Annotated in this window: 26 protein-coding genes; 15 read left to right on the top strand and 11 right to left on the bottom strand. The window is 48.4% G+C overall.

Annotated elements, in window-relative coordinates; all coding sequences use genetic code 11:
- The first annotated feature begins 52 nt into the window (after nucleotides 1-52).
- From K4H25_RS11025 to adk, 9 genes are all read left to right on the top strand, one after another.
- Complete coding sequence (locus K4H25_RS11025; RefSeq protein WP_221020556.1) at nucleotides 53-658, top strand: Hint domain-containing protein; 606 nt, start codon at nucleotides 53-55, stop codon at nucleotides 656-658.
- A complete protein-coding gene (locus K4H25_RS11020) occupies nucleotides 655-1,488 on the top strand; it encodes a hypothetical protein (protein WP_221020555.1) in 834 nt (277 codons plus the stop codon). Before K4H25_RS11025 ends, K4H25_RS11020 begins: the two co-directional genes overlap by 4 nt.
- Nucleotides 1,489-1,918: 430 nt before the next feature.
- On the top strand, nucleotides 1,919-2,452 hold the full coding sequence (locus K4H25_RS11015; protein WP_221020554.1) for a glutaredoxin family protein: 534 nt from the start codon (nucleotides 1,919-1,921) through the stop codon (nucleotides 2,450-2,452).
- 14 nt (nucleotides 2,453-2,466) lie between these two features.
- The gene (locus tag K4H25_RS11010) at nucleotides 2,467-2,625 is read left to right on the top strand and encodes a hypothetical protein (protein WP_221020553.1); all 159 of its coding nucleotides are present in this window, start codon (nucleotides 2,467-2,469) and stop codon (nucleotides 2,623-2,625) included.
- A 360-nt stretch (nucleotides 2,626-2,985) separates the two neighbouring features.
- On the top strand, nucleotides 2,986-4,032 hold the full coding sequence (gene lpxK, locus K4H25_RS11005) for a tetraacyldisaccharide 4'-kinase (protein ID WP_221020552.1): 1,047 nt from the start codon (nucleotides 2,986-2,988) through the stop codon (nucleotides 4,030-4,032).
- Complete coding sequence (locus K4H25_RS11000) at nucleotides 4,022-4,201, top strand: Trm112 family protein (RefSeq protein ID WP_173534433.1); 180 nt, start codon at nucleotides 4,022-4,024, stop codon at nucleotides 4,199-4,201. The genes lpxK and K4H25_RS11000 overlap by 11 nt, the downstream gene beginning before the upstream one ends.
- Nucleotides 4,198-4,977 carry a 3-deoxy-manno-octulosonate cytidylyltransferase gene (gene kdsB / locus K4H25_RS10995; protein WP_221022931.1) on the top strand — a complete coding sequence of 260 codons (780 nt, stop codon included), beginning with the start codon at nucleotides 4,198-4,200 and terminating at the stop codon, nucleotides 4,975-4,977. The genes K4H25_RS11000 and kdsB overlap by 4 nt, the downstream gene beginning before the upstream one ends.
- Nucleotides 4,978-4,991: 14 nt before the next feature.
- Nucleotides 4,992-5,375, top strand: a complete 384-nt coding sequence (locus tag K4H25_RS10990) for an MAPEG family protein (RefSeq protein WP_221020551.1) — start codon at nucleotides 4,992-4,994, stop codon at nucleotides 5,373-5,375.
- Nucleotides 5,376-5,445: 70 nt separating this feature from the next.
- Nucleotides 5,446-6,102, top strand: a complete 657-nt coding sequence (adk, locus tag K4H25_RS10985; RefSeq protein ID WP_173534430.1) for an adenylate kinase — start codon at nucleotides 5,446-5,448, stop codon at nucleotides 6,100-6,102.
- 164 nt (nucleotides 6,103-6,266) lie between these two features.
- Here the strand turns inward: adk and K4H25_RS10980 are convergent, their stop codons facing one another.
- From K4H25_RS10980 to mutL, 4 genes are all read right to left on the bottom strand, one after another.
- Nucleotides 6,267-7,055, bottom strand: coding sequence for a crotonase/enoyl-CoA hydratase family protein (locus K4H25_RS10980; RefSeq protein WP_221020550.1), 789 nt, complete (start codon nucleotides 7,053-7,055; stop codon nucleotides 6,267-6,269).
- 554 nt (nucleotides 7,056-7,609) lie between these two features.
- A complete protein-coding gene (locus tag K4H25_RS10975; RefSeq protein WP_221020549.1) occupies nucleotides 7,610-8,233 on the bottom strand; it encodes a PEP-CTERM sorting domain-containing protein in 624 nt (207 codons plus the stop codon).
- Between the two features lie 184 nt (nucleotides 8,234-8,417).
- Nucleotides 8,418-9,371 (bottom strand): tRNA (adenosine(37)-N6)-dimethylallyltransferase MiaA, encoded by a 954-nt coding sequence (gene miaA, locus K4H25_RS10970; RefSeq protein ID WP_221020548.1) that lies wholly within the window; start codon nucleotides 9,369-9,371, stop codon nucleotides 8,418-8,420.
- A gap of 84 nt (nucleotides 9,372-9,455) precedes the next feature.
- The gene (mutL, locus tag K4H25_RS10965; RefSeq protein WP_221020547.1) at nucleotides 9,456-11,426 is read right to left on the bottom strand and encodes a DNA mismatch repair endonuclease MutL; all 1,971 of its coding nucleotides are present in this window, start codon (nucleotides 11,424-11,426) and stop codon (nucleotides 9,456-9,458) included.
- Nucleotides 11,427-11,497: 71 nt separating this feature from the next.
- Between mutL and K4H25_RS10960 the strand changes: the two genes are divergently transcribed.
- Nucleotides 11,498-11,875, top strand: coding sequence for a response regulator (locus tag K4H25_RS10960; protein WP_221020546.1), 378 nt, complete (start codon nucleotides 11,498-11,500; stop codon nucleotides 11,873-11,875).
- A gap of 8 nt (nucleotides 11,876-11,883) precedes the next feature.
- Here the strand turns inward: K4H25_RS10960 and K4H25_RS10955 are convergent, their stop codons facing one another.
- Together K4H25_RS10955 and tsaE are read right to left on the bottom strand one after the other, a co-directional pair.
- Nucleotides 11,884-13,197, bottom strand: coding sequence for an N-acetylmuramoyl-L-alanine amidase (locus K4H25_RS10955; protein WP_221020545.1), 1,314 nt, complete (start codon nucleotides 13,195-13,197; stop codon nucleotides 11,884-11,886).
- On the bottom strand, nucleotides 13,194-13,700 hold the full coding sequence (gene tsaE, locus K4H25_RS10950; RefSeq protein WP_221022930.1) for a tRNA (adenosine(37)-N6)-threonylcarbamoyltransferase complex ATPase subunit type 1 TsaE: 507 nt from the start codon (nucleotides 13,698-13,700) through the stop codon (nucleotides 13,194-13,196). The genes K4H25_RS10955 and tsaE overlap by 4 nt, the downstream gene beginning before the upstream one ends.
- On the opposite strand from tsaE, the gene queG reads away from it, so the two are divergent.
- Nucleotides 13,701-14,777, top strand: a complete 1,077-nt coding sequence (gene queG, locus K4H25_RS10945) for a tRNA epoxyqueuosine(34) reductase QueG (RefSeq protein ID WP_221020544.1) — start codon at nucleotides 13,701-13,703, stop codon at nucleotides 14,775-14,777. It abuts the gene before it with no gap.
- 25 nt (nucleotides 14,778-14,802) lie between these two features.
- Here the strand turns inward: queG and K4H25_RS10940 are convergent, their stop codons facing one another.
- The 3 genes from K4H25_RS10940 to K4H25_RS10930 are packed head-to-tail and all read right to left on the bottom strand — an operon-like array spanning nucleotide 14,803 to nucleotide 17,986.
- Complete coding sequence (locus K4H25_RS10940) at nucleotides 14,803-16,677, bottom strand: PAS domain-containing hybrid sensor histidine kinase/response regulator (RefSeq protein ID WP_221020543.1); 1,875 nt, start codon at nucleotides 16,675-16,677, stop codon at nucleotides 14,803-14,805.
- Nucleotides 16,674-17,504, bottom strand: a complete 831-nt coding sequence (locus K4H25_RS10935) for an HD-GYP domain-containing protein (RefSeq protein WP_221020542.1) — start codon at nucleotides 17,502-17,504, stop codon at nucleotides 16,674-16,676. Before K4H25_RS10935 ends, K4H25_RS10940 begins: the two co-directional genes overlap by 4 nt.
- Nucleotides 17,486-17,986, bottom strand: a complete 501-nt coding sequence (locus tag K4H25_RS10930) for a DUF3391 domain-containing protein (protein WP_221020541.1) — start codon at nucleotides 17,984-17,986, stop codon at nucleotides 17,486-17,488. The genes K4H25_RS10935 and K4H25_RS10930 overlap by 19 nt, the downstream gene beginning before the upstream one ends.
- A 236-nt stretch (nucleotides 17,987-18,222) precedes the next feature.
- Between K4H25_RS10930 and K4H25_RS10925 the strand changes: the two genes are divergently transcribed.
- Both K4H25_RS10925 and K4H25_RS10920 read left to right on the top strand, forming a co-directional pair.
- Entirely contained in the window at nucleotides 18,223-18,948 is a 726-nt protein-coding gene (locus tag K4H25_RS10925; protein WP_255587551.1) for a LamB/YcsF family protein, read from the top strand.
- A 43-nt stretch (nucleotides 18,949-18,991) separates the two neighbouring features.
- Nucleotides 18,992-20,368 (top strand): peptide MFS transporter, encoded by a 1,377-nt coding sequence (locus K4H25_RS10920; protein WP_221020540.1) that lies wholly within the window; start codon nucleotides 18,992-18,994, stop codon nucleotides 20,366-20,368.
- A 397-nt stretch (nucleotides 20,369-20,765) separates the two neighbouring features.
- Here K4H25_RS10920 and K4H25_RS10915 read toward each other — a convergent pair whose 3' ends face one another.
- On the bottom strand, nucleotides 20,766-21,578 hold the full coding sequence (locus tag K4H25_RS10915; protein ID WP_221020539.1) for a fused MFS/spermidine synthase: 813 nt from the start codon (nucleotides 21,576-21,578) through the stop codon (nucleotides 20,766-20,768).
- A gap of 141 nt (nucleotides 21,579-21,719) precedes the next feature.
- On the opposite strand from K4H25_RS10915, the gene K4H25_RS10910 reads away from it, so the two are divergent.
- On the top strand, nucleotides 21,720-23,369 hold the full coding sequence (locus tag K4H25_RS10910) for a SulP family inorganic anion transporter (protein ID WP_221020538.1): 1,650 nt from the start codon (nucleotides 21,720-21,722) through the stop codon (nucleotides 23,367-23,369).
- A gap of 108 nt (nucleotides 23,370-23,477) precedes the next feature.
- Nucleotides 23,478-24,284 (top strand): glutamate racemase, encoded by an 807-nt coding sequence (gene murI / locus K4H25_RS10905; protein ID WP_221020537.1) that lies wholly within the window; start codon nucleotides 23,478-23,480, stop codon nucleotides 24,282-24,284.
- Between the two features lie 506 nt (nucleotides 24,285-24,790).
- Here murI and K4H25_RS10900 read toward each other — a convergent pair.
- Complete coding sequence (locus K4H25_RS10900; protein WP_221020536.1) at nucleotides 24,791-25,522, bottom strand: DedA family protein; 732 nt, start codon at nucleotides 25,520-25,522, stop codon at nucleotides 24,791-24,793.
- Nucleotides 25,523-25,717: the final 195 nt, after the last annotated feature.

Below are 25,717 nucleotides of genomic sequence, written 5' to 3'. Positions count from 1 at the left end.
AATGCAGTCTGACTGGAAAGAAGATAGGTGATCCGGCAAGCGTGATTTGCGTTTGAGTTATGAAAAAGTTACCGATGTCTTTACCAGCAATAAGCCACAAACGCTGATTCATCTGACGCTGGATAACGGCGAGCAAATCACTGCGACCGAAGGCCATCCGTTTAAAACCGTTGATGGCTGGCGCGATGCGGTGCTGCTGAAAAAAGGCGGCCAGTTATTACTGAAAGGCGGTGATGCCGACGCCGAGCGGTTAGCGACTATTGTTGAGATTAGCAGCGAACAAAAAACGCTGCCGGTGTTTAATTTGGAAGTAGCGAATGCGTATACCTTCTTCGTGGGTGAAGAGGGGGTACTGGTTCATAACTCCAAAGGCTGCAAGAAAAATTTCGGTTCTTATGAATTGCTCTTTGCCTCAGGAAAGAAGTATTTTGGTAAAGGCAGTTTTGAGCGAATGCAACAATCCGTTAAAGATAAATTAAAAAAATATGGTGATGAAGTTGTTGATTGGAGCCACAAACCGGCAAACTCTAATCGTCAGGCTCTTAAAGATGAGGCTAAAAATCTTCGAGATCATGGCGGCCCTGCTAATCCAAACAATTATAATAAAATAAACTCTCCGGGAGAGAAAATGGGTAAGCAAGATGGAGATTGGAAATGAAGGTAGAAAAAATAAATTTTTTTGATACACCATCCGGTAAATTTGCTAACTATAGCAGTGAGAATCATTGTGAAATTGTGAGACTTATTGAGGGCGGTGGTATTGTTGGTTTGTGCGTTAGATCTGAGAATAATTGGGTTTTTGACGGCTTGGATTTTTTGGCTGATTGTTCAAATTTGATGCATTTAATTATATATGCAACAGGAAAGTTGGTTGTAGATCCTATATATGAACTAAAAAATTTAAAGTCGTTGGTTTTTAATAATGTAAAGTGTAGTTTGGATTTCTCAAGGTTGGAAAAGTTAAGTGTTTTTTCAACCCATGATGGCTTGGTTAGTTGCGAAAATATCAAGCATCATCAGCTAGAAGAGCTGATCATATGGGGCTATCGGGGAAGATCGAATGATTTGAGTGATTTGCCACAATTTTCAAATATAAAAAAACTTACAATTATTCGTTCTAATGTATTTAATTTGAATGGATTGTCTAGTTTTGAATGGCTTATTTCAATTGAATTACATTTTATGAAAAATTTAGAAAGTATTTCACATTTAAACTTGCCTTTTTTACAATATCTAACCCTAGAGAACTGTAAAAAAATAGCTGACTATTCTCCTTTGTCAAATAATAAGGCTCTACTGGATTTGAAAATTCATGAGAGTGCCGCGATGGCTAATTTAGAGTTTGTCCGTGACTTGCCAAAATTACGTTCTTTTCGATTTATAAATACAAATGTCATCAATGGTGATTTATCCCCACTTATTGGGCTTGAGGATGTGTGCTTTACCCAGAAAAAACATTTTTCGTATAAATTATCTGATTTTTCTTGACGGCACACTGCTGGCCAACAATGTCGTGTGACATATGACTTTCACCGCACACGCCGCAATGGTTTCGTAGGGTCACAAAAACTGCTCGTATTGCAGAGTTTTGGTCGGAGCAAGGGTATTTCTTTGTGGCTTTTTAGATGTATGACTTGCAATGATATATCTTTTAATTTTTGGTTCTGAACTTGAAACTCAAGCAATTAGTGTAATGCGCATGGCTTTTGTCACTCTGCGATCATGGCACGAGTTGAGCCTGCGAAGCTCAATGCCATACACAGCATTAAGCCGAAAATATTTATTAGGTATTTCAATGTAGGCATTATTTAGTAATGTATACAAAGATATACCCTTGATGATTACGTTTGGACTTACTTTTTAAAAGACCTGAATCAACCACGGCACAATAAGTTAAAGCTTTAACAAAGGAAGCCACATGCAAACATGCCCCAAATGCCGCCATGTCCGGCTGGCGAACGAAACGGCGCCCGATTGGCAATGCCCTGCGTGCGGTGTGGCGTATGCCAAAGCCATGGTGTCAGCTCCGCGTGAAGTGGCGCGTCCGGTGTTGCGCTCTGAATCCGCGGCTTGGCCTTGGGCGCGGATGCTTGCGGTCTTGTTGCTTGCTGGTTTGGTGTGGGGTGGGGTGAATTGGTCAAAGGGCGCGGCTAGAGTCAAAACTGACTTGTCGAGCGAGCAGATCAGTCAGTTAGCGGCGAGCTTGAAGCCGAGCGATGTGGTGATGTACACGACGACCGAATGCACTTACTGCCATCAAGCTAAAGCGTGGCTAGATAGTCAGGGCTTTGCGTTTACCGAATGCAATATGAGTCTTGATGCGCGTTGCGAGCGTGAATTTACCAGCTACGGTGCGAGCGGAACGCCATTGCTCTTGGTGCGCGGCAAAATGATGAGCGATGGTTTTGATAGTGATGAGTTTCTGGCGCTGTTGCAGCGCGGTGCGGTTTAATCGGGATATGGTTTATGAATTTAGCGAATGGCTTGGCTGATGTGCGAGGGATTTCTATTTTGACTTTACAACGAGGTTCAACTCAACTTTGCGCTGCGGCATGGTGTGCTTTGCTGATTGCGCTCGCTCCAGTAAAGGCGCAATCAATCGAGTCTGACCCCTTTGGTTGCTGAATTGGCGGGTTACGCCTTCGGCTAACCCGCCCTACGTGGGTGATGTATTTGTTTGTGGCGCATGTTTGAAAAGGCTTGGCGGGCTATACGTCTGTTTTTTTTGTAATGTTCAGACTGTGTGTTGATGCTGGTTAAAGCATCGCGGCATTCCCTCTCCCTTGATGGGAGAGGGTTAGGGTGAGGGTGATACGATGGCGTGTAGCGCAACGTCCCCATCCCAGCTTTCCTCCGTCAAGGGGGCATCGCGTCACTCAAGGCGTGTAGCGTGGCTTGGGTTTTTAATCTGCGCTGATGCGTTGTTGTTTTTTCTGAATCCAATTGGCGGGTTACGTGGCTAACCCGCCCAACGATGATGTGTTTATGAAGATTGAATCTTTTCTCAACCGAATTTGGTATGGCCGCCTCACGATTTGGGCGGTTTTACTGTGGCCGCTCTCTGTGTTGTTTGCGCTACTCGCTAAGCTCAATGCGCTACTGTTTCAACTCAAGATCAAACCATCAACACGCTTACCGGTGCCGGTGGTGGTGGTGGGTAATATCACGGTTGGGGGTACAGGTAAAACGCCGTTGACGATTTATTTGGCGCAGCAGTTGACGCAACTAGGTTGGCAGGTCGGGATTATTTCTCGCGGCTATGCGCGCTCTGGCGATGATAAAAATACGCCGCTGGCGGTGACGGTTGATAGCGATCCGGCGGTGGTGGGCGATGAGCCGCTACTGTTGGCGCGGGCAAGCAAGGTGCCGGTGTTTGTGGCAAGGCAGCGCGCGAGCGCGGGGCTGGCGTTGTTGGCGGCGCATCCAGAGGTGAATGTATTGCTGTGTGATGATGGTTTGCAGCATTACGCTTTGGCGCGCGATATTGAGCTGTGTGTGATTGATGCTGCGCGCGGTTTAGGCAATGGTTTACGTTTGCCTGCTGGGCCGCTGCGCGAGCCGCGTGGGCGTTTGGGGCAAGTTTCGGTAGTGGTATTGAATGGTAGGCCAGATTTTGATTTGCTTAGCGAGCTATACCCACCGCAGTTTGTGATGCAATTGGCAGCGAGTGCTTGCTATCAATTACACCACCCCGAGATTAAGCGCCACGCGGCGGATTTTGACGGTGAATCGCTAACGGCGATGGTGGGAATGGGTAATCCAGCACGTTTTTTTGCGACGCTGCGCGGTTTGAACTACCAGTTTGTTGAACAAGCCATGCCCGATCATCATGCTTTTTGCGCGGCCGATTTGCCCGCTAGTGGCGCGATTATCGTTACGGAAAAGGACGCGGTGAAGCTCGCTGCCTTAAATTTAATGGCAGACGGTGATAGAATCTGGGTCTTGCCAGTGACCGCGCAGATTGAACCGAATCTGGCGCAATGGCTGCAAGCTACTTTATCTGCAATTACGGAGTATCAAAATGGACGCTAAGCTACTGGAAATTCTAGTGAGCCCAGTTTCAAAAGGCCCTTTGATTTACGATAAGGCCAAGCAAGAGTTGATCTCCAAAGCAGATCGTTTGGCATTCCCGATTAAAGACGGCATTCCGGTGATGCTGGTGAGCGAAGCGCGTGAACTTAGCCCAGAAGAGTTTGAATAATGAGCTTTGTGGCGATTATTCCGGCACGGCTCAATTCTACGCGCTTGCCCAATAAGCCTTTGGCCGATATTGGCGGCAAACCGATGGTGGTGCGGGTGGTTGAGCAAGCTTTGCGTTCCAATGCCTCTATGGTGGTGGTCGCTGCCGATGCAATGCCGATTCAAGACGCGGTGATGGCAGCGGGCTACGCCTCGTTGTTAACGCGCGATGATCATGCCTCAGGCACCGATCGCTTGGCCGAGGCGGTGGATCGTTTAGAATTGCCCGATGACGCCATTGTGGTCAATGTGCAAGGCGATGAGCCTTTGATTGATCCAGAGCTTATCAATGCCGTGGCCGCAGCGCTGATGGCTAATCCAAGCTGGGCGATGGCGACCGCCAGTCACCCGATTACCGATGCGGAAGAATTTTTTAATCCCAATGCGGTGAAAGTGGTTTGTGATGCACAGCAAAAAGCGCTGTATTTTAGCCGCGCGCCTATGCCATGGCATCGCGATGCTTTTGCTGCCGACAATGAATATGCCGATTGGGTATTGCCTGCTAATCTAGGCGCACAAAGACATATCGGCCTATACGCCTATAGAGCGGGCTTTTTGCGCCAGTACCGTGATTTAGCGGTGTCGCCACTAGAGCAAGTTGAGGCGCTAGAGCAATTGCGTGTGCTGTGGCATGGTTTTGCTATTGGGGTGCATATTGCCAGTAGCGCGCCAGCCGCGGGGGTCGATACGCCTGAAGATCTAGCGCGAGTGCGCGCAATTGTTGCCCAGCAGGGCTAATCAGCGAGGTTGATATGCAGATTGTGGCTATGTACGCGGCATTGTTGTGCCTGCTGTATCTGTATTTGACCTTTCGCGTGATTAAGCTGCGGCGAAAATTTGGCGCTGCGCTGGGGGATCAGCAGCAACCCGAGCTCAATCGGGCGATTCGGGCGCATGCTAATTTTGCCGAATACGTGCCGTTGTGTTTGCTGTTGTTGTTTTTACTCGAAATGCAAAATGCGGCGCATTTATTATTACAAGGCTTGGGTTTGGCTTTATTATTAGGCCGAATCTTGCATGCTTATGCGATTAGTCAGCTTAAAGAGCAGCTTAAATTTCGGGTTGCCGGAATGATGCTCACTTTGCTGACCATGCTGATAGCTGCGCTCGCTTTGTTATTTAATACCTTGTTTTAACTATAAGAAATATTCTATTTGCGTTGAGCATTACTGAGTATTCGTACTTTCAAACCACTAGGAAAACACCATGCGATTAATTCTTTTGGGCGCGCCAGGCGCTGGTAAAGGGACACAAGCGAACTTTATCCGCGAACAATTTGGCATTCCACAAATCTCGACTGGCGACATGCTGCGCGCTGCGGTTAAAGCAGGCACGCCCTTAGGGCTAGAAGCAAAAGCCATTATGGATGCCGGCGGTTTGGTGCGTGACGATATTATTATTGGTCTGGTTAAAGAGCGCATTGCGCAAGCCGATTGCGCCAATGGTTTCTTGTTTGATGGCTTTCCACGCACGATTCCACAAGCTGAAGCGATGATCGCTGCGGGTGTTGATATTGATTATGTGGTTGAAATCGACGTGCCAGACGCGAATATTGTTGACCGTATGGCTGGCCGCCGTGTGCACGTGGCATCTGGCCGCACTTTCCATATCAAATACAATCCACCGAAAGTGGAAGGTATTGATGATGAAACTGGTGAGCCTTTGGTGCAGCGTGATGACGATAAAGAAGACGTGGTCTTAAAGCGTTTGGGCGTTTATCACGAGCAAACTGAAGTTTTGGTTGATTTTTATGGCAAATTGGCTGCTTCTGGCCATGGCAATGCACCGAAATACATCAAAATCGATGGCACGCAAGCGGTTGATGTGGTGCGTGAGCAAACGCTCAAAGCATTGGGTGCATAAGCTGCGTTGATATTGCTGGCTTAAATGCAAAAAACCACTTCGTTATGAAGTGGTTTTTTATGCTTCGCAGGTTCAAATAGAAACTATCTTTGGATACTGCCCAATTTTTGGGTTGATGCCTGCAAGCGGGTCATACGCAATCAAAACGGGCGAGTAGCAGGGGGTTAATCGTACTGGCGTGGGGCAAACTGAACGGTGATATCTTTGCTGGCTTTGCGCGCCAAGCGACTATTTTTGCCCAGTAGTAATTTAAGTTGCCAGATTTTCTCGAGGCGCAATGCTTTGTTTGGCTTGAGGTGCATGGCGTTGAGTACTTGTTTACCTGCGTGCAAAGCGTCGGGCGACTGTCGGCATAAACGCTCGGCCATTTCAGTGGCAGCAATCAACGGAGTTTCATTGACTGCGCTAATTAAACCCAGCGCCTTGGCCTCGGTGCCACTCACAATGCGCCCAGTAAAGGTGAGTTCTTTGGCAACATCACTGGCGATTAATCCGCGCAGCGTTTGTGTAATGCCCATGTCGGGCACCAGCCCCCAGCGGCTCTCCATGATGGACAGCTGACAATCTGGTGCGGATATTCGAAAGTCAGCCGCTAAAGCCAGCTGCATGCCCGCGCCAAAACAATGGCCATGCAAAACGGCGATGACTGGAAATGGTAGCGTTTGCCAGATTAAGAAGGCTTTTTGAAAGATACTTTGTCCGGGTTTGATCAACTGCCAAAAAGCAAAGAGACGATTTTTAGATTGATTTAAATCGTTCAAATCGATACCAGCGCTAAAAGACTCCCCTTGCCCCATCAGGATAACGCAGCGAATTTGCTTGTTTTTCTTTAATTGTTTGGCTGTCTCGACTAAATCCATCAATAGCGAAAAAGACATTGCATTGCGTTTTTCTGGGCGATTGAGTGATACGTAGGCAATTGGGCCTTTGATCTCTAAGAGTAAATTAGGCATGCGATGACTCTTTGATAAGGGGCGCATTTGCGCCAGTTTGGCGGGTTGGTTTGGTCGGCGTGTTTGCGTATTTCTTTGCTCAAAGATTGTGCCAGACAATGCGAAGTAAGCAGTAAAAACAGTTGTTTGAAACGCATTGGCGTCATCATTTATGCGACGGTATGCTATTTAGGATGAAGTGGGCGCTCATTTTTCTATTGGCTGTAGGTGTTTTCATTTGCAGACTGAGTTAACGTTTTGCCCTGTGGCGTCGTATTTCGGGATTTAAAACTGAATTGATGCGGTTAAATGTGATGAATCAAATTCAGGAATGTTTGATTTAGGTCGTGAGTGCGGCTGAATGCAGGCCAAGGGAGAATCAGGAATTTATTCGGGATGAATCCAAAAAAATTGCATTGAATTTAATGCTTGCTTATTTGTTTGATATTGCCTGAGATTTTAAGCGAATAAATAATTTATTTATTCAGTAACTGGAAGGGCTTTGTAAACAACTGGCAGCGCCCAATAAAAAACGCCATTAATGGCGTTTTTTATTGGCTAGCAAGCATGGATGATTATTTGGTATGGCGTGATTTGCGATGCCGAGCGGCAAGTAGACCAACTAAACCTAGTCCCATTAGGGCATAGGTTTCTGGTTCAGGAACAGGCTGAGTGATACTTACTTCTGAGCCAAATCCTAGTTTATTCGTGCCGGTGTAGGTGCCATAGCGAGTTTGCCCATCAGAGAATGTTGCGCTCACCTTGGCCCCAACAAAACCTGCGCCATTAATCCCGTTGCAATCAATGCAGCTGAGTAAGTCGGTATCAACACCAAAAATAAATTTTTGTCCTGCAGCGAATGTATTGCCTAAAAAATTAAAAGTAACTTGTTGCTTGCCATCTAACGCTGCATCGGTGGGCTTGGTGGCTGAAACACCTCCGGTTGAAGTATTAATCACTAAGCCTGAATAGCTGTTTCCTGGGTTCGCTGCGGTGGTGTCAAAAAAGCCGCCAATCGGGGACAAGTCCCAAGTTAATGAAGTGATGTATTCGCCAGCGGTTGAAGTATTAAAAAATTGGAATGCATCAGTGGTACCAAATGTGGTACCGCTAATGATTTGCCCACTTGCGGAGATTTGCGCAAAAGACGATGTGCTTAGTAGGGCGGCAATAATTGCAAGTTTTTTAAGGTGTTTCATAACATGCTCCGTACGCAGTTTAAAGTGAGCAAAACTCAAATTAACCTTTGAGATAATGCATTAGCTCTAGTTTTAAATTGATGCGCGTTACAAAGCAAGAATGAGTGTTGATTTTATGGATAAGTGGTAATTAATTAATTCCTTATGTAAGGATTTTATTGTTTATTAATTAATTGTTGTTTGTTTACATGTTTTTATTTGTTTGTAATTTTTTCTCTATTAATTCAATTGATTTTATTGCTGCATCATTTCTAGCGCAGTCAATTAAGTCGCAATCATCCATGCTACGTAACCACGTGAGTTGACGTTTAGCCAGTTGGCGGGTGGCGGCAATGCCTTTTTCGCGGCAGGTGGCTAAATCGTATTCACCGTCTAAATGGCTCCAAGCTTGGCGGTAACCGACGCAGCGCATGGATGGCATATCGAGGCTAAGCGGGTATTTGGCGCGCAGCATTTGTACTTCGGCCAATAAACCGTCACTGAGCATTTGATCAAAACGCAGCGCAATCCGTTGATGAAGCACTGAGCGATCACTTGGCACGAGCGCAATTTTGAGTAAATCGTAAGGGAGTGTCTCTTTGGCTGGCTCAGCCAGTATGCTCGACATGGCTTTACCCGACAAAATGCAAACTTCTAAAGCGCGCTCGATTCTTTGCGTGTCATTGGGATCAAGCCGAGCTGCGGTGATGGGGTCCAGTGCGGCCAATCGTTGATGCATCGCTGCCCAACCTAGCGCTTGGGCGTCAAGATGGATTTGTGCGCGCAATTGGGCGTCTGCCGTGGGTAAATCATGAATGCCTTGTTGCAAGGTGTTGAAATACAGCATGGTGCCACCCACCAGTACCGGCACTTTGCCGCGCGCGGTAATGTCGTCCATCAAGGCGCGGGCGTCGAGCCTAAATTGCGCCGCTGAATAGACTTCGGTCGGGTCGATAATGTCAATTAAATGGTGTGGTGCTGCGGCGAGTTCAGCTTTGCTGGGTTTAGCGCTGCCAATATCCATGTCTTTAAACACTAAAGCCGAGTCGACCGAAATGAGTTCAACTGGCAGCCCGAGCTCGATAAGCCGCATGGCCGTCGCCGTTTTGCCGCTGGCCGTTGGCCCCATGATGAAAATAGCAGGAGGAAGTGGATTCATGATTGGGCCATGGCAAAAGTAGAAGGTTTAAGTTTGGAGTTGCTGCTTTGTGTCGTTGTTATGCAGCAGGCGGCACAAAATTCATTACTGCCCGCGCATAAACATCTTATCAAGATCGTTCATGGTGAGGCGAAACCAAGTTGGGCGGCCGTGATTGCATTGGCCAGATCGCTCGGTCACTTCCATTTCGCGCAGAAGCGCGTTCATTTCTGGCACAGTGAGCTGGCGATTGGCGCGCACGGCGCCGTGGCAGGCCATGGTGGCCAATAGCTCATTGCGACGGCCGGAGAGCACTTGCGAGACGCCCACTTGGCGAATATCGCGCAGCATGGCTTGGGCTAATTCAACGGGATTGCTGTTTTGCAATAACATCGGCACGGCGCGAACTGAGAGCTGCGTCGGCGAGGTAACGGAGATTTCTAGCCCTAAATCGGCCAGCTGTTCACCAAAATCTTCGACCGTGGCGATGTCAAATTTGTCGGCATTAAACACATGCGGAATGAGCAAAGGCTGCATCGGCATATTGGCTAAATCAAGCGCAGTTTTAAGTTTTTCATACACGACGCGTTCATGCGCGGCGTGCATATCAACGACGATCAGGCCTTCGTTGGTTTGACTTAAAATATAAACGCCATGCAATTGGCCGAGCGCAAAACCCAGTGGCGGCGCACCATTTTCCTCACTAGGCGGTAGATTGGTGCGGGGCGTTGCTAGCCATGGTGCAGGCTGATCAACGCTTGCGCCGCCGATCTTCGCGTGGCGCTCTGGCTCGGCTGTGCTGCTGATTATTGGCGCAACTGGCGCTGGATCAATCGGTGCGCGGTATGCGGGTGAAGCCTCAGCAACGGGGGCGCTAGGGCTATTTTGGCGCAAATCGGCAAACATCGTCTCGTAAACTTGCAGACCTTCACCGGCAGTTGGTGCGAGTGGAATCGACTGCTGGCGATACGCCATTTTGGCGTAATCTTGCGGTTTGTAGCTATTTTCTTGAGGTATTGCTACCGGGGCTTTTATTTCTCCAGTCTCGGTATCAATACCCTCGGGTAACTTGCCTGCTTTGGTTTGAGCGAGGGCTTTAGATAAGCTGGTCAGCAAAAAGCGATAGATCGCTTGGCTTTCGCGAAAGCGTACTTCGATTTTGGTGGGGTGGACGTTGACGTCCACGCCTTCTGGATCGAGCTCTAAAAACAGGCAAAATGACGCGTGTAAATTATGGTGTAGCACATCGCGATAGGCTTCTTTAAGTGCGTGCATCACCACTTTGTCGCGCACAAAGCGGCCATTCACAAAAAAGTATTGCGCTTCGCGGCTGGTTTTACCCAATGTGGGTGAACCGGTGATGCCATAGAGGCGCAAACTGCCAAAGCCTTCGTCAACCACAATCCCCGATTGCACAAATTCATCACCAATAATCGCAGCGGCACGTTTGGCTAAATCGCCAGCCAACCAGCGCTGCTGCGCTTTGCCGTTGTGCAGCAAGGTGATTTGAATTTGCGGGTTGGCCAGCGCCAAGCGTTCAACCATGCTTAGGCAGTGGGCGTATTCGGTGCTGTCCGATTTTAAGAATTTTTTCCGTGCCGGTACTTGCGTATATAGCTCATGTACTTCGATGGTGGTGCCGCAGGCTAAGGCTGCCGGTTCAGGTTCGAGTAAATGCCCATGATCGGCTTCAACCCGCCAAGCGTGGGCGGATAGTTGGTCGTTTTCAGTAAAGCGGCTGGTTAAACTCAGGCGTGATACCGAGGCAATCGAAGCCAAACCTTCACCGCGAAAACCTAAAGTGCCAACCTTGGCTAAGTCATCCATGCTGCTGATTTTGCTGGTGGCATGGCGATGCAAGGCAAGGGCGAGCTCGTCTTTGGCAATGCCGCAGCCATCGTCAATGACTTTAATCAGTTTGCTGCCGCCAGCTTGTAATTCAATTTGTAAGCTTTTGCTGCCGGCATCAATGCTGTTTTCTAATAATTCTTTCAATGCCGACGCAGGGCGCTCAACCACCTCACCAGCGGCGATTTGATTCACAAGATGATCGGAAAGTCTTTGGATGCGTGGCATGAATTTGAACTATGGTGGTAAAAGCGAAAGAGGCAGAAGTATACCAGCCAGCCTGACAAGGAATGTAGCTGATGCACAAAAAACCAAGCTGTGTGGTCATTGATGATGACGGAATTTTAAGAAATCTAATGGCCAGTTTAATGCGTAGCCTTGAATTTGAAGTCGTTGGTGAGGCGAGTCATGCGCAAGACGGATTTCGATTTTGCTTAGATCTACACCCTAAATTGGTATTGCTGGATATTAATCTACCCGAGTCAAACGGTATTGACTTGCTCGGGCAAATTTTAAAGCTCGAACCTGCGCCAAAAGTCATTATGGTGACCGCCGAGCCCACTGCGGAAAGAGTAAGAACATCACTCACCATGGGCGCGTCGGGTTTTTTGGTGAAGCCATTTACTGCCGCTAAATTGATCGCCGCTATCAATCATGCATTAGACATGCAATTGTGAATAGGCCTTTATGATTGTGCGATACGAGTTTTAGCTAGAGGTGGATTTTTAGCAAAATAGCGTTTAATGCCTTTGTGCAAAGCTTGGGCCATTTTGTCTTGATACGCATTAGAAATGAGTTTTTGTTCTTCTTCTGGGTTGGAAATAAATGCGGTTTCAACCAAAATCGATGGAATATCCGGCGCTTTAAGCACCGCAAAATTGGCTTGTTCAACGCTCGGCTTATGTAAGCGATTGATCGTGCCAATCTCACCAAGCATGGCTTTTCCCAGTTTCATACTGTCGTTAATCGTTGCGGTGGTGGTTAAATCCATTAAGGTGCGCGCCAAATACGGATTTTCAGTTTTGATTTTAATTCCACCAATTAAATCGGCATCATTTTGCGTTTGCGCCAACCAGCGTGCTTGACTGCTAGTCGCGCCACCTTCGGATAGCGCAAAAACCGATGAGCCATTGGCACCAGGGCGTACAAACGCATCGGCGTGAATCGAGACGAATAAATCGGCATTGACCGCACGCGCCTTTTTAACGCGAACACCTAGCGGAACAAAATAATCACCATCCCTTGTGAGAACAACGCGCACATTGGCTTCGTCTTCGAGGAGCGCTTTGAGTTTTTTGGCAATTTGCAATACGACGACTTTTTCATGCGTGCCAGACGGACCAACGGCACCCGGATCTTCTCCGCCGTGGCCTGGATCGAGCACCACTGTAATTAAACGATCCACTTTTAGCTTATTGCGATCGACCGTATTGTCATTGGCTTTGCTGGGCTCAACCGGTTTGGCGGCTTCGGCCACTTTGGGTTCAGCAGGCTTGGCCTGCATCGCGCTGGCCGCCGCGGCGCTTGGATTGTCGTTCAGTAAGGCCAGTAATGGATCGTTTTGCTCGGTCGGATAAAGATCAATTACCAAACGATGCTTGTATTCAGAGAACGGCGCGAGGGTAAACACTTGTGGGCTGACTTGGGTTTTTAAGTCTAAAACCAAGCGCACCGTGCCGGGTTTATTGCGCGCTGCGCGCAGCAATTTAATATACGGATCATCGCCGCCGACTTTGCCAGCCAAACTTTGCAGCTCATTATTTAAATCAATGCCGTGCAGGTCCACCACTAAGCGATCTGGGTCTTTAACCATAAATTGATTAAACGGCAGTGGCTCAGATGATTCAATCGTGACGCGGGTATACGCGGCCGAGGGCCAAACGCGAACCGCGACGACGCTGGCGTTGCCAGCAAGGCTGACTGGGCTCACCGATAAAATTAAGGTCGCGGCCGCGGCACGTAATACGTCGCGGCGATTTAAATTTAATTCGCAATTCATTGCGCTGATTGGACTGCTAAGGTCAAAGCGTTCTGGCATGTTTGGCCTAACTCACTGGTAGCGGACAATAAAATTTTTCGGCCTTCGCCTTCGGGTATTAATTGAATAATCCAATCGGGTGTTGGTAACTGCCCACTGGCTTTATCGGCCCATTCAATTAAACACACTGATTCGGCATTAAAGTAATCTCTAAAACCGGCGTCTTCCCATTCGCTTGGATCATTAAATCGATATAAATCAAAGTGATAAAAGTATAATTTAGAATCGGCTTTAAGTCCAAGCAAAGGGTAAGGCTCAACTAAGGTGTAAGTTGGGCTTTTAACTCGCCCCGTAAAGCCTGCGCCGCGTAAAATGCCGCGCGTTAATGTGGTTTTTCCTGCGCCCAAATTGCCTTCTAAAAACACCACCATGCCGGCGCGTAGCACCTGCGCAATTTGGCGGCCAAAATCCAGCGTAGCGGCTTCATCGTTTAAAAAAGCGCTGAACGCGGTATCATTTGCAATATGACTGAATTTATACATTTACCACTCAATGATCAGGTTATTGCGCAATCCATTAAAGATTGGGCGCACAAGCTTGGCTTTGCCGCTGCCGCTATTGCCAATATCGATTTAAGCCATGCCGAAGCGGGGTTAAACCAATGGTTAGCCGCAGGCTATCACGGCGAAATGGATTATATGGCAAGGCATGGCTTAAAGCGCGCCCGAGCCGCCGAATTAGTGCCGGGAACTTTATCGGTTATTACCGTTTTTATGCCGTATCTGTCTGGCGGCATTGACCCAAAAGACGTCTTGGCCGATACCAATAGGGCGTATATCTCACGTTATGCCCTAGGTCGTGATTATCACAAAGTTTTGCGTCATCGTCTGCAAGAATTGGCCGAAAAAATTACCGATTTAGTCGGCCCTTTGGGCTATCGGGTGTTTGTTGATTCAGCGCCCGTGCTTGAAGTGGAGTTAGCCAAACAAGCGGGCAATGGTTGGCGCGGCAAACATAGCTTATTAATCAATCGGCAATACGGTTCTTTCTTTTTTATTGGTGAAATATTTTTAGATGTGGCCTTGCCTGTCGATCCACCGCTGCCTAAAGAGCATTGTGGTCAATGCACCGCATGCATCGACGCCTGTCCAACGCAGGCCATTGTGGCGCCGTATATCGTTGATGCCCGGCGCTGTATTTCGTATTTAACCATCGAATTAAAAGGGGCGATTCCAATCGAGTTTCGCTCACAAATTGGTAATCGAGTGTATGGCTGCGATGATTGTCAATTGGTGTGTCCGTGGAATCGTTTTGCCAAAACCAGCCCTGAAACTGATTTTGTGATTCGTCATGGTTTAGATGATGTCAGTTTATTAACGTTGTTTTCATGGTCTGAAACCGACTTTCAACAAAAAATGGCCGGTAGCCCAATTTATCGAATTGGCTATTGGGCGTGGCTGAGAAACTTGGCGGTGGGTTTAGGTAATGCGAGCACCACGCCTGAGGTGATCACTGCTTTACAAGCTCGGCGTGATATTGATAATGAAATGGTGCGTGAGCATATCGAGTGGGCTTTACAGCAGCATGGGGTATTTGATTGAAATTTAATCAATATGCTGGATAGAGCTATATACCCTGATGAATATAGCCAAGTGCATTGTCAATAATTGGCAGTGCTTTGGCAATATCCAGTGGTTTGGTCAAATAGGCGTCAAATCCAAGCTGGATGGCTTGATGAATATCTTCGGCCAAAGCGTCGCCCGATAGAGCAATCACCGGAATATGCCGTGTGGTTTCATCCATTTTTAATTGCACCAGTAAACTAGCGCCCGTGGCATCGGGCAGGTGGCGATCGAGTAAGATTAAATCGGGAATTTGCTGCTGCGCCAGCAATAAACCTTCGGCGGCGGTGCTCGCTAGCACTAATACATAATGAGCACGCTGTTGCTCGAATATGCGGCTCATTAGTTTTTGTGACAATTGATCGTCTTCAATATATAAAATTTGCCGCTGCTTAGCCTCGGTAGAGCCGCTGTTGATGCTGCTCGGGGCGGCCACTGGGGTGACGGCAGGAAAGTCCACCCAAAATTCACTGCCCACATTGAGCGTGCTCTTGACGCCGACGGCGCCCTGCATGAGCTGAGCCAGTTTACGGGTAAAGGCAAGCCCAATGCCGGTGCCTTCAATTTCTTCTTGTTGCTCACCGACCCGAGAAAAAGCCATAAAGAGCTGAGCTTGATCACTCTCGCTAATGCCATAGCCGGTATCAGAAACCATTAAGCGCCAATTGGCCGATTGAGTTTGGCTGATACTGAGCGTGACCGAGCCCGCCGGTCGATTGTATTTGATGGCGTTAGAAGTGAAGTTTAATAAAATCTGCTTAATTCGCCGCGCATCGCCTTCCACCCAGCAGCCACTGAGGGGGAGATCAATAAAAAGGTGGATGTTTTTTTCTGAGGCTAAATTTTGCATTAATTCACAGCAATCGCGCACGATGGGCGCGAGGTCGACGGTTTCATGGCGTAAGGTGAGTTTTCCGGCTTCGATACTGGCTAAATCGAGTACTTCATTAATCATGTCGAGTAAATGTCGACCAGCATTAATAATGTAATTACCCAAGAGGCGTTGTGGGTTATCGGTGTCGATATAAATGAGTTGGGCAAAGCCCAAAATGGCGTTGAGCGGTGTTCTCAGCTCATGGCTCATATGTGATAAAAACTCTGATTTAGCATGACTGGCTGCCTGCGCTTTTTGGTGTGCAATACGTAGTGCCGCTTCGCTGGTTTTTATTGCGGTGCTGTCATGAACACTAAAAATTCGGCCTTCTGGTGCCTCCCCTAAGCGCTGGGCTTGGCTATTGAAGTCATAAAATCGACCATCGTGTAAGTGAGCCGCAAATTGCGACTCCAGATAGGGGTCGCTATAGAGTAGATCTAACCAATTTTGAAATTCTTCGGCATTTTTGAGTTGCGGTTTAATCCATTCAAATAAAGCTTCAGAATGGTGCGTATCAGACCATTGCCAGATTTGCATCATTGCCGCGTTGCAATGGCGTATGTGTCCGTCCAAATCGGTGACGACAATGCCATCGGCGGTGGATTCTAATGTGGCAAATAATAAAGAGGCCGTCAGTGCGCTTTCTCGTTCAAGCCGTTTACTTTGGCTGATGTCATAAAAAGAAATCACGCACAGCGTTTGATCTTCCCAAGTGGTACTGCGTACGCTTTTGCATACCGATAAAAAATAACCTTGTGCATGGCGATAGTCGGTTTCCAGTTGGCTGATGTGGGCATTACCGCCATTTTGAACGTCGGCCCAAAAAAAATGTTCTTGTAATCCGGTTTCAATCTCTAGGATCGAGCGACCGATTAAATCGTGTTGGGCATAACCTAGCAGCAAAGCGCTGGCTTGATTGGCTGAGACAATGCGTAAATCATTCGGCGTGACAGCTAAAATCGCTGTGGTGCAGGCATCGAGTAGATTTTGTGCAAGTAAGGTCATACTGATTCGCTGGCACTAAAAAAATAGTTCATGCGTTTACTTGGACTTAAGGCGCGAGCCGCATCAGCGCTCAGTTGATTGGCCTTGATGGATTTACTGATGTTGATGCCGTTTTCTTGCTCCAAATCTAAAATAATGGCGTTTTCGTTGCCCGACTCGTTGCCACAGACTAAAACCTGCGGCCGCAAAGGGCGCGAAGCATTGACTGAGACGACTAAGCCATAACACTCATTAGATAAAATAACTAAAGTGCCCGGTGGATAGACACCAAGGCACTTAATAAAGTGATTGAGTGGGCCGGGGTCAAATTTGGCTTTGTGCTGCGTAAACATCAAGGCCAGTCCTTCATGCGGCGTTAAAGACAGCGCGGGATTATTGCGATTGCAGTGATTGTCATAGGCATTGACCAAGGCCAGAATGCGCGCCAGTGGGTCAATTTGTGCTATTTGCAGGCGCTGTGGATAGCCCGAGCCATCACAGTATTCATGATGTTGGACAATCAGTTTTAATACGCCGGCGCTTAAACCAGCTCGATGCGCCATCTCCGCCCCCCATTTTGAGTGTTGCTCCATCAAGGCTTGCTCGGCACGGTTTAGGGCTTCGGTTTTCAGTAAGATACGATCAGGGATTTCGCTTTTTCCGATGTCATGAAATAAGGCCGCCAATCCCAAAGTGCGGATATCATCACGTGATAACTGCATGGCTCGGCCCAGCATCAGGGCTAAAACGGCCACATTTAAAGTATGAAAATAAGTTTCATCGCCCTGTGTATTGCCATTCATTAGGTGAATCGCAATATCATCATCTATCAGCAGTGAATCGAGCATTTGATTGACGAGTTGATCGGCGGCGGCAACGGTTTTTTGGCATCAATATGGATTTGACTATTAATACTTCTGACGGTCTTTGCCGCTTTGCCGAATGCTTTTTCGCAGGCATCTAGTTGCGCCTGTCGGTGTTCGTGTTGGGATTGGCGTTGGCGTTTTGCTGCCAATAGCGCCAGTACGGTCGGGTCGCTGACTTCGCTGTGGCTGGCGGTGGGTGTGGGCTCGGCAGTCGGTGTAATGGCTGGCGAGGTTGGCGCCAAGGGTTGAATATCACTTTTATTGGGAATGTAGCGAATTTTAGTTAAGCCGAGCTTTTTTAACGTCTCGATTTGATCAATCGATTTGATTTTAAAACTGCCAAAGCTAAATGGATGCGCCATCCAGTGCAAATCGAGTTGGATATAGACGCCCACCTGTAGCTGATCAGGGTGAACAAAATAATTGGACTCATTGGTCATGGCATACGCATCGGTTTCAAGCATGAACTTAATTATGGCTAATTTGCTGATAAAATCTGCCTTCTCTAGCAACTATATTCAGAATTTTGAAATTTTTAATAATTATTAAATTGTTTTTTGTAAATTTATCGTCAGTAATGGTTGCTGTGTTGTTGTCTCCCTGTATCGCTGAGCACCGGCTGAGCTGGTTTGCTTTGTTTTTTTGATCTGCCACTGGCAACAAAGCGTTAAAGCGCGGCTTAGCCGCAAAGGAAATTGTTGTGATTGAGCAGGGCGTGTTTCTTGGGTTAAACGCTGATTTTGGTCGCGATCAGGATTTGGATTCGCAATGGATGCCACTGGTGTCTATGGCCAATATTGCTTGCGGCGGACACGCCGGGAGTGTGGATTCAATACGGGCGGCAGTGCGTTTGGCGCAAGAGTACGGGGTTTGTATTGGCGCCGCGCCGAGCTACCCCGATCGCTTGCATTTAGGGCAGCGATCGCTATCGATGAATCCATCGCAATTGGTGTTTAGTATCACCGCCCAATTATGGGCCATGAAAGCGGTATGTATTGAGGTCGGGGTCGCGGTGACTTACGTTAAATTGCATGGCGCTTTATATCGCGACGCCGCTAAAACCCCAGTATTGGCCGATCAAATCGCGCAATTAATTTTTGAAATTGATCCTGATTTATCGGTGATGGCGCCGCTGGGGAGTGATTTATTACACGCCGCCGCAGCGCGTGGTTTGACGACAATTTCGGAAGGGTCGCTAGGGCATTGCGATGCAGGGCATGAGGCATCAGGTGTGGGACTCGATACCTCGCAAGCGCCAGACTGGACTGAGTCACAACAGCAAGCTTTGGCGCTGGCAGGGCAGGTTCAATCTTTGTCGGTGTTGGGTGATAATTACCTTGCATTGGCGCAAACGCTTGCGATTCGTCAGGTTTTATTGAATTCAGGCGTCCGTCTGTGTGCTGAGTCTGGTCAAAAGGGCGACTGATGCGTTAAGGTAAACGCAAATCAATCATTGATAGCGTGCTTCTATGTCTGTAACACAAGCTCATCCTAAAGGACTGTATCTGCTTTTCGCCACCGAAATGTGGGAACGGTTTTCGTATTATGGCAATCGTGCTTTATTGGCTTTATTCATGATTTCCGCACTGTCGTTTGATAAACATTTCACTTCTGCTTTGTACGGGCAATACACCGGTTTGGTGTTTTTAACTCCGTTGATTGGGGGTTATATTGCCGATCGTTACTGGGGTAATCAGCGATCCATCTTAGTCGGCGGCTTATTGATGGCCGCAGGGCAGTTCTCCTTGTTTTTTGCCAGCACGTTTTACACCAATTTAACCTTAGCGCTGCCGTTCTTTTATTCTGGTTTGGGTTTGATTTGTTTGGGTAATGGCTTTTTTAAACCCAATATTTCAACCATGGTCGGGCAGCTGTATGCGCCCAACGATGCGCGCAAAGACGCGGCGTACACCATTTTTTATATGGGGATTAACTTAGGCTCATTTTGTGCGCCATTAATTTGTGGCACTTTGGGTGATACGGGTAATCCGGCTGATTTTCGCTGGGGCTTTTTAGCAGCTGGTGTTGGGATGCTGCTGTCGTTGGTGATTTTCCAAGCATTTAAAAATAAATATTTATTGTCGCCCGAAGGGCAAATCTTGGGTTTACCGCCTAAGCAACTGTCAGCACTTGAGAAAAGCAAGGTTGATACCTCGTTAACCACGATTGATATTCAAAGAATGATCGTCATCGGTGTGTTGGCCTTTTTTGTGGTGTTTTTCTGGTCGGCATTTGAGCAAGCAGGCGTATCGCTCACCTTTTTTGCCCGTGAATCGACTGACCGGATGATTTATGGCTTTGAAGTGCCCGCATCGTGGTTTCAATCGTTAAATCCGGTGTTTGTGTTGATCTTTGCGCCGATTATGGCGCGCTTGTGGATGACACTCTCGGCCAAAGGCAAAGAGCCGTCGTCGCCGACCAAAATGGCGTGGGGCTTGATTTTATTGGGCTTGGGCTATGTAGTGATTGCCTTTGGTGTTGATGGTATTGATGCGGGCATGAAGGTATCGATCTTGTGGTTGGTGTCGATGTATTGGCTGCATACCATGGGTGAATTGTGTTTGTCGCCGATTGGCCTGTCTTTGGTGAATAAACTCGCGCCTGCACGATTTGCGTCTTTATTGATGGCGGTATGGTTTTTAGCCAATGCCGCCGCCAATTGGTTTGCCGGTATTTTGGCTGGGTTTTATCCCGAATCAGGCAAACCTTTTCCGTCTTTCTTGGGCTGGCAAGTGACTAATTTGCATGACTTCTTTATGCTATTTGTCGCTATGTCGTTCTTGGCGGGCGGTTTATTGCTATTGGCCAGCAAGCCATTGCAAAAAATGATGCACGGCATTCGTTAATTGCCGCGTGAGTCGATAAAAAGCCCAGTCATTGAGTGAGTATGCGCTAAAAAACTTTGACGCAGAGGCGCAGAGACGCTGAGAAAAGCTATCAGAGCTCAAGTTGCTCGTTAATAGGACGATTTAAATGATGCACGGCATTCGTTAGTGCGATTAAGCAGGGTGTGAGTTGGCAAAGAGTTCGGCAATAGCGGTGATGGCATGGGCTTAAAAAACTTTGGCGCAGAGACGCGGAGAAAAGCCAATCAGAGCTCAAATCGCTCGTTAATAGGACAATTTAAATTGCGATTTGCTGATGTTTTGCACTGGTTTACTCTGTGCCTCTGCGTCTCTGCGTTGGCTTTTCGATGCGGTACGCTGAAGTGAACCGCACACCGCCGCGGCGATATTTTTTGGTTTAACCGGCCGGCTCGATATGGCGATTGGCGGGTTCCAGACCGTCGGGGTGGCGTAGCGCACGCTCGATTCGGCGCGCTAAGGCCGGTAGATCAACACTGTGCGCGTTGGCCAGCGCTTGCGCGCGCTGCATGATGGCGCGTGAATTAGGTGGGAACTTGCCGCCGTTCATGGCTAAAACAATTCGGTTGGCACAACCATCGGCACCAATGGCAATGGCCGCACCGTCAAACACCGTGCGAATCCGTTGATAGTAGCTATCAAAGCGCGCGTCGCTGCCCCATAGATTCACCACCAAAACCCCTTGATCGGCCAAAGCTGTGCGGCAATCGTCAAAAAATTGCGCGGTAGCCAGGCTTTCTGGCATGCCGCTTTGGCTATAAGCGTCAACCAACAGCGCATCAAACGCCGATTGGCGTTTTAACCACGCCGCGCCGTCAACGCATTCAATCTTGAGGCGAGCACTGTCGTTGGGAATAGCAAAACGCTCGCGCAAGGCGATGACATCGGCGTCGATTTCAGCGACTTTAATCGTGCAATGCGGCAGGTAATGATGGCAGTATTTGGCGAGTGAGCCGCCGCCGAGACCAATCATGCCTATATGCTGGGTATGGGTTTGCAGAAGACTAAATGCAATCATTGAACGTGTATACCCCAGTATAAGGTCTTGCGGGGTTTGGCGTTTCATTCGGCTTTGCACGGTGGTGAGGTCAAACATCAATGAGACTTCATCACCTTCTTCATACACAAACGGTTTTCCGCTTAAGGTTTCGGCAAATAAATCGGCAAAAGATGGGCTGGGCTGCTTAGTCACTCTGGCTGGCACTATTGAAAATGAATTAGCCCGTCATCATCGCATGTTCAACAAATAAAGTAAGTAGTGATCTAGCGCATGAAAATATTACCGATGTAAGGCTACAATAAGAAATCGATTGATCTTCATAGGCCATACATCGTGATTGCTTTGATTGCCGCGCAAAAAGCGGGGTTGCTGGCACCCAAAAATTGGTTGAGCAATATCGTTGCTGGGGCGATTGTCGGGGTGGTGGCTTTGCCGCTGGGGATGGCGTTTGCCATAGCGTCTGGCGTCAAGCCCGAACAAGGGATTTATACCGCGATTGTTGCCGGTATTATTGTGGCCATTTGCGGCGGCAGCCGCGTGCAAATCGCTGGGCCAACGGGTGCGTTTATTGTTATTTTGTCCGGCATTACCGCGCAATACGGTGTGGCGGGCTTGCAAGTGGCCACCATGATGGCCGGCGTTATTTTGCTATTAATGGGTTTGGCCAAGCTCGGTGGCGTGATTAAATTTATTCCTGCACCGGTGATTGTGGGCTTTACCGCTGGGATCGGGGTGATTATTTGGGTCGGGCAGTGGGGCGCATTTTTTGGCCTACCTGCGGTGCAAGGCGAGCATTTTCATCAAAAATTCTGGCTCACTGTGCAGGCTTTGCCGCATTTGCATTGGGCGACCACCGGTTTGGCGGCGCTGAGTTTATTGGTATTAATTGCTGCGCCTAAATGGCGTTGGACACAAAAAATCCCCGGCCCATTGCTGGCGATGGTGCTGGCGACGGGCTTGCAGTCGCAATTTCATTTTGCGGGTGTGGCGACCATCGGCTCGGCGTTTGGCGGTATTCCGCAAGGTTTGCCTGAGTTTTCGCTGCCGCAAGTGAGTACTGGTCAATTGATCAATTTGATTGGCCCGGCGTTTACCATTGCGATGTTGGGGGCGATTGAATCTTTGCTGTCTGCGGTGGTCGCTGATGGCATGACGGGCACGCGGCATGATTCAAATCAAGAGTTGGTCGGCCAAGGTCTGGCTAATTTAGTCACGCCGCTGTTGGGTGGTTTTGCCGCCACTGGTGCGATTGCGCGTACGGCAACTAACATTCGCAATGGCGGCAATAGCCCCTTAGCAGGCATTGTGCATGGCATCACCTTGTTGGTGATTATTTTGTTTTTAGCGCCGCTCGCCGCATCGATTCCCTTGGCCGCTTTGGCGGCGATTTTGTTTGTGGTGGCGTGGAATATGAGCGAAGTGAAGCATTTTCGCTATATGTTGACGCATGCCCCGCGTGCCGATGTGGCGATTTTATTGATTACCTTTGTGTTAACGGTGTTTGCCGACTTGGTAGTGGCGGTGAATATCGGCGTGATTTTAGCTACGTTGCATTTTTTACGCCGGATGTCGATGTCGGTTGAGGTGGTAACGCAAAATGAGCAGCAAATCGGCGTTGAATTAATCCAGCAAGGTTTAATTCAATTACCCGCTGGGGTGTTGGTGTATTCGATTGAGGGGCCGTTTTTCTTTGGTGCGGTAGAAAATTTCGAGCGTGCGCTGGCCGCAACGCATACCGACCCCAAAGTGCTGGTGATTCGCTTATTGCGCGTGCCGTTTATTGATATTACCGGCTTGCAGGTCTTGGACGAGGCCATTGCGCAGTTGCAGCGCCGTGGCGTGGTGGTCTTGCTGTGCGAAGCCAATGTGCGCGTTTTGGCCAAGTTAGAGCGTGCTGGGGTGATGGCCACTTTGGGTGCGACGTATTACTGTGCTGATTTGGCCAGTGCGATTGCTAGAGCGGATGTTTTATCTGCTGATTGATATGTTGATTGATATGTTGAGTGGGCTGACTTTTTGTGTGTTTACGGTGTTTTCTCTTGGGCTTCAGAGTAGAATCCCGCCTTTGAGTGTTTTGTTGCTAGGCCGAATATGACTTCATTACCGTCGCACCCAATTGGCGTTTTTGATTCTGGAGTGGGTGGACTCACTGTAGTGCGGGCCTTGATGGACCGTTTGCCTTTTGAAAATATCATTTATTTTGGCGATACGGCGCGGGTGCCGTATGGCGTGAAGTCAGTAGCGACCATTGAGCACTATACGCAGCAAATTGCGCAGTTCTTGCAACAGCAAGAAGTCAAAATGCTGATTATTGCGTGCAATACCATGGCGGCCGTGGCGGCCGATAAGGTGCGCGCGTCGGCCAATGTGCCAGTGCTAGACGTGATTGAAGCGGGTGCAAAAAACGCGGTGGCGCACACCAAAACTGGTGGTATTGGCGTGATTGGTACACCAACGACGATTAATTCCAATGCCTATGCGCGGGCCATTCACCAGCTCAACCCTGATTGCCGAGTGTATTCACAAGCCTGCCCTTTGTTTGTACCGTTGGTGGAAGAGGGCTGGCTCGATCACGCGGTGACACGCTTAACCGCGCAAGAATATCTCAAGCCAGTGTTTGTTGAGTCGATTGATACGCTGGTGCTGGGCTGTACGCATTACCCGTTAATTAAGCCGCTGTTAATGGATATTTGTGGCGATCGAATGCAGTTGGTCGATTCGGCGCTGTCGATCGCAGCGCAAACTGCTGAGATTTTGCAGTCGCGTGGCTTGGCTAATCCAGCGCATCAAATTCCAGATTATCGTTTTGTGGTTACCGATTTGCCGGTGAAGTTTCAAACTATTGGCGAGCGATTTTTGGGGCGCAGCTTAGGCAAAATTGAGCTGACCCAGCTGTAATTGAGCTGTCGTTATTGAGCACCAAAACAAACTGCCTCGATTTTTATCGAGGCAGTTTGTTTTGGTGCTGCTGCGTTGCTAAGCTCTCGCCAAGCCGGTGACTTCGCTGCGTGTTCCTTGCCTTGCATTGAAGCATGAACAGATCCTAGTGAGTGAGATTTTGATTGAGCTTAATCCAGGCAAATGGCGTGCTACCACGCATTCGATCAGCAAAAGTTTGTTTAGGTTTAGGCATGTGCGTATGACCGAATTCGGTGACGCGTGCGGTGCTGGCTGCTGGCTTGTTGTGCATGATCTTGGCCTCTTTAGGGGGTGAAAGAGATTTGAATTGCAATGGATTACTCATCACTATGATAATCTGATTTCACTTTGTGACCATTGTCACAATTTGATTTTGCGCAAGATTGGCGTTAAATTTGAAGCGATAGTTTTGACGTTGATTGCTAACTGGAAACAATGCGGCGCAGTGTTTTGCTGACGCCGCATGTATTAGAATGTTGACGGTTTTAGCTTAAAACCTGCCATAGTCGGCTGCCGTAGTTGTTGGCGTGGGGATGGGTCAATAGTAAATACAGTGCGCCAGCGCTGGCTAATGCACTGACTGGCGTGCCAAAAGTAAACCAACGATGCGGTGCACTCAGCTTAAATAAGCGCCACAACATCCACCCTGCGGTCAGTATCAATGCCAGCGTCACCATCAGTAGCGTCGGGAAATGCATCGCATTACTTGCGCCTAGTCCTAGTGCCGCACCGGCTAAAATCCCGGGTAAAAAATACAGCGGCGACCAAAATACACAGGCCAGTATACACGCCGGCATAAAGCGCTTCGGGGGCATGGAGAGCATACCTGCCACCATGGGCAGTACTGGTCGAGTTGGCCCTAAAAATCGGCCAACAAAAATCCCCACTGGCCCGTGATGCCGTAAAACCAGCCGAGCTTGAATCAATAAGCGGCGATGTTGGCGAATCAGTTTGAGTTGTTGTAATTGGCGGCGATAGCGATAGCCCAGTGAGTAGGAAATCAGATCACCCAAGAACGCAGCGACAAAACCAACACTACACGCCAGCCAAAAATCCATTTTGCCGCTGCCGATCAAGGTGCCCATGGTGACCATTAAAATGGTGCCGGGAATAATCAGCCCAATTAAGGCGGTGGATTCGGCTAATACAATAATAAATAACAGCGCGAGGGCCAATTCATTGGAATGGTTGATGGCGGTTTGAAGCAAGTCTTGCATGGTCTAAGGGCTTGGAGTGAACGTGCTCATTAGGGGGCGTTCGGTGGATTTAGTTCCTGGGCTTAAAACCAGGCGCCGAAATTAAGCTGCCAGCTTTCTAGGTTTTCGCCTTTGCTAAAGCTCACGCCACCACGATAATCGACATTGCTATTGGGCGCGGCGCGTTGCTGACCAAAGCTCACGCCGATTTCATTT

It is taken from the genome of Deefgea piscis (assembly GCF_019665785.1).
GTDB lineage: Bacteria > Pseudomonadota > Gammaproteobacteria > Burkholderiales > Chitinibacteraceae > Deefgea.
This window is presented reverse-complemented; position numbering and strand designations above follow the sequence as displayed.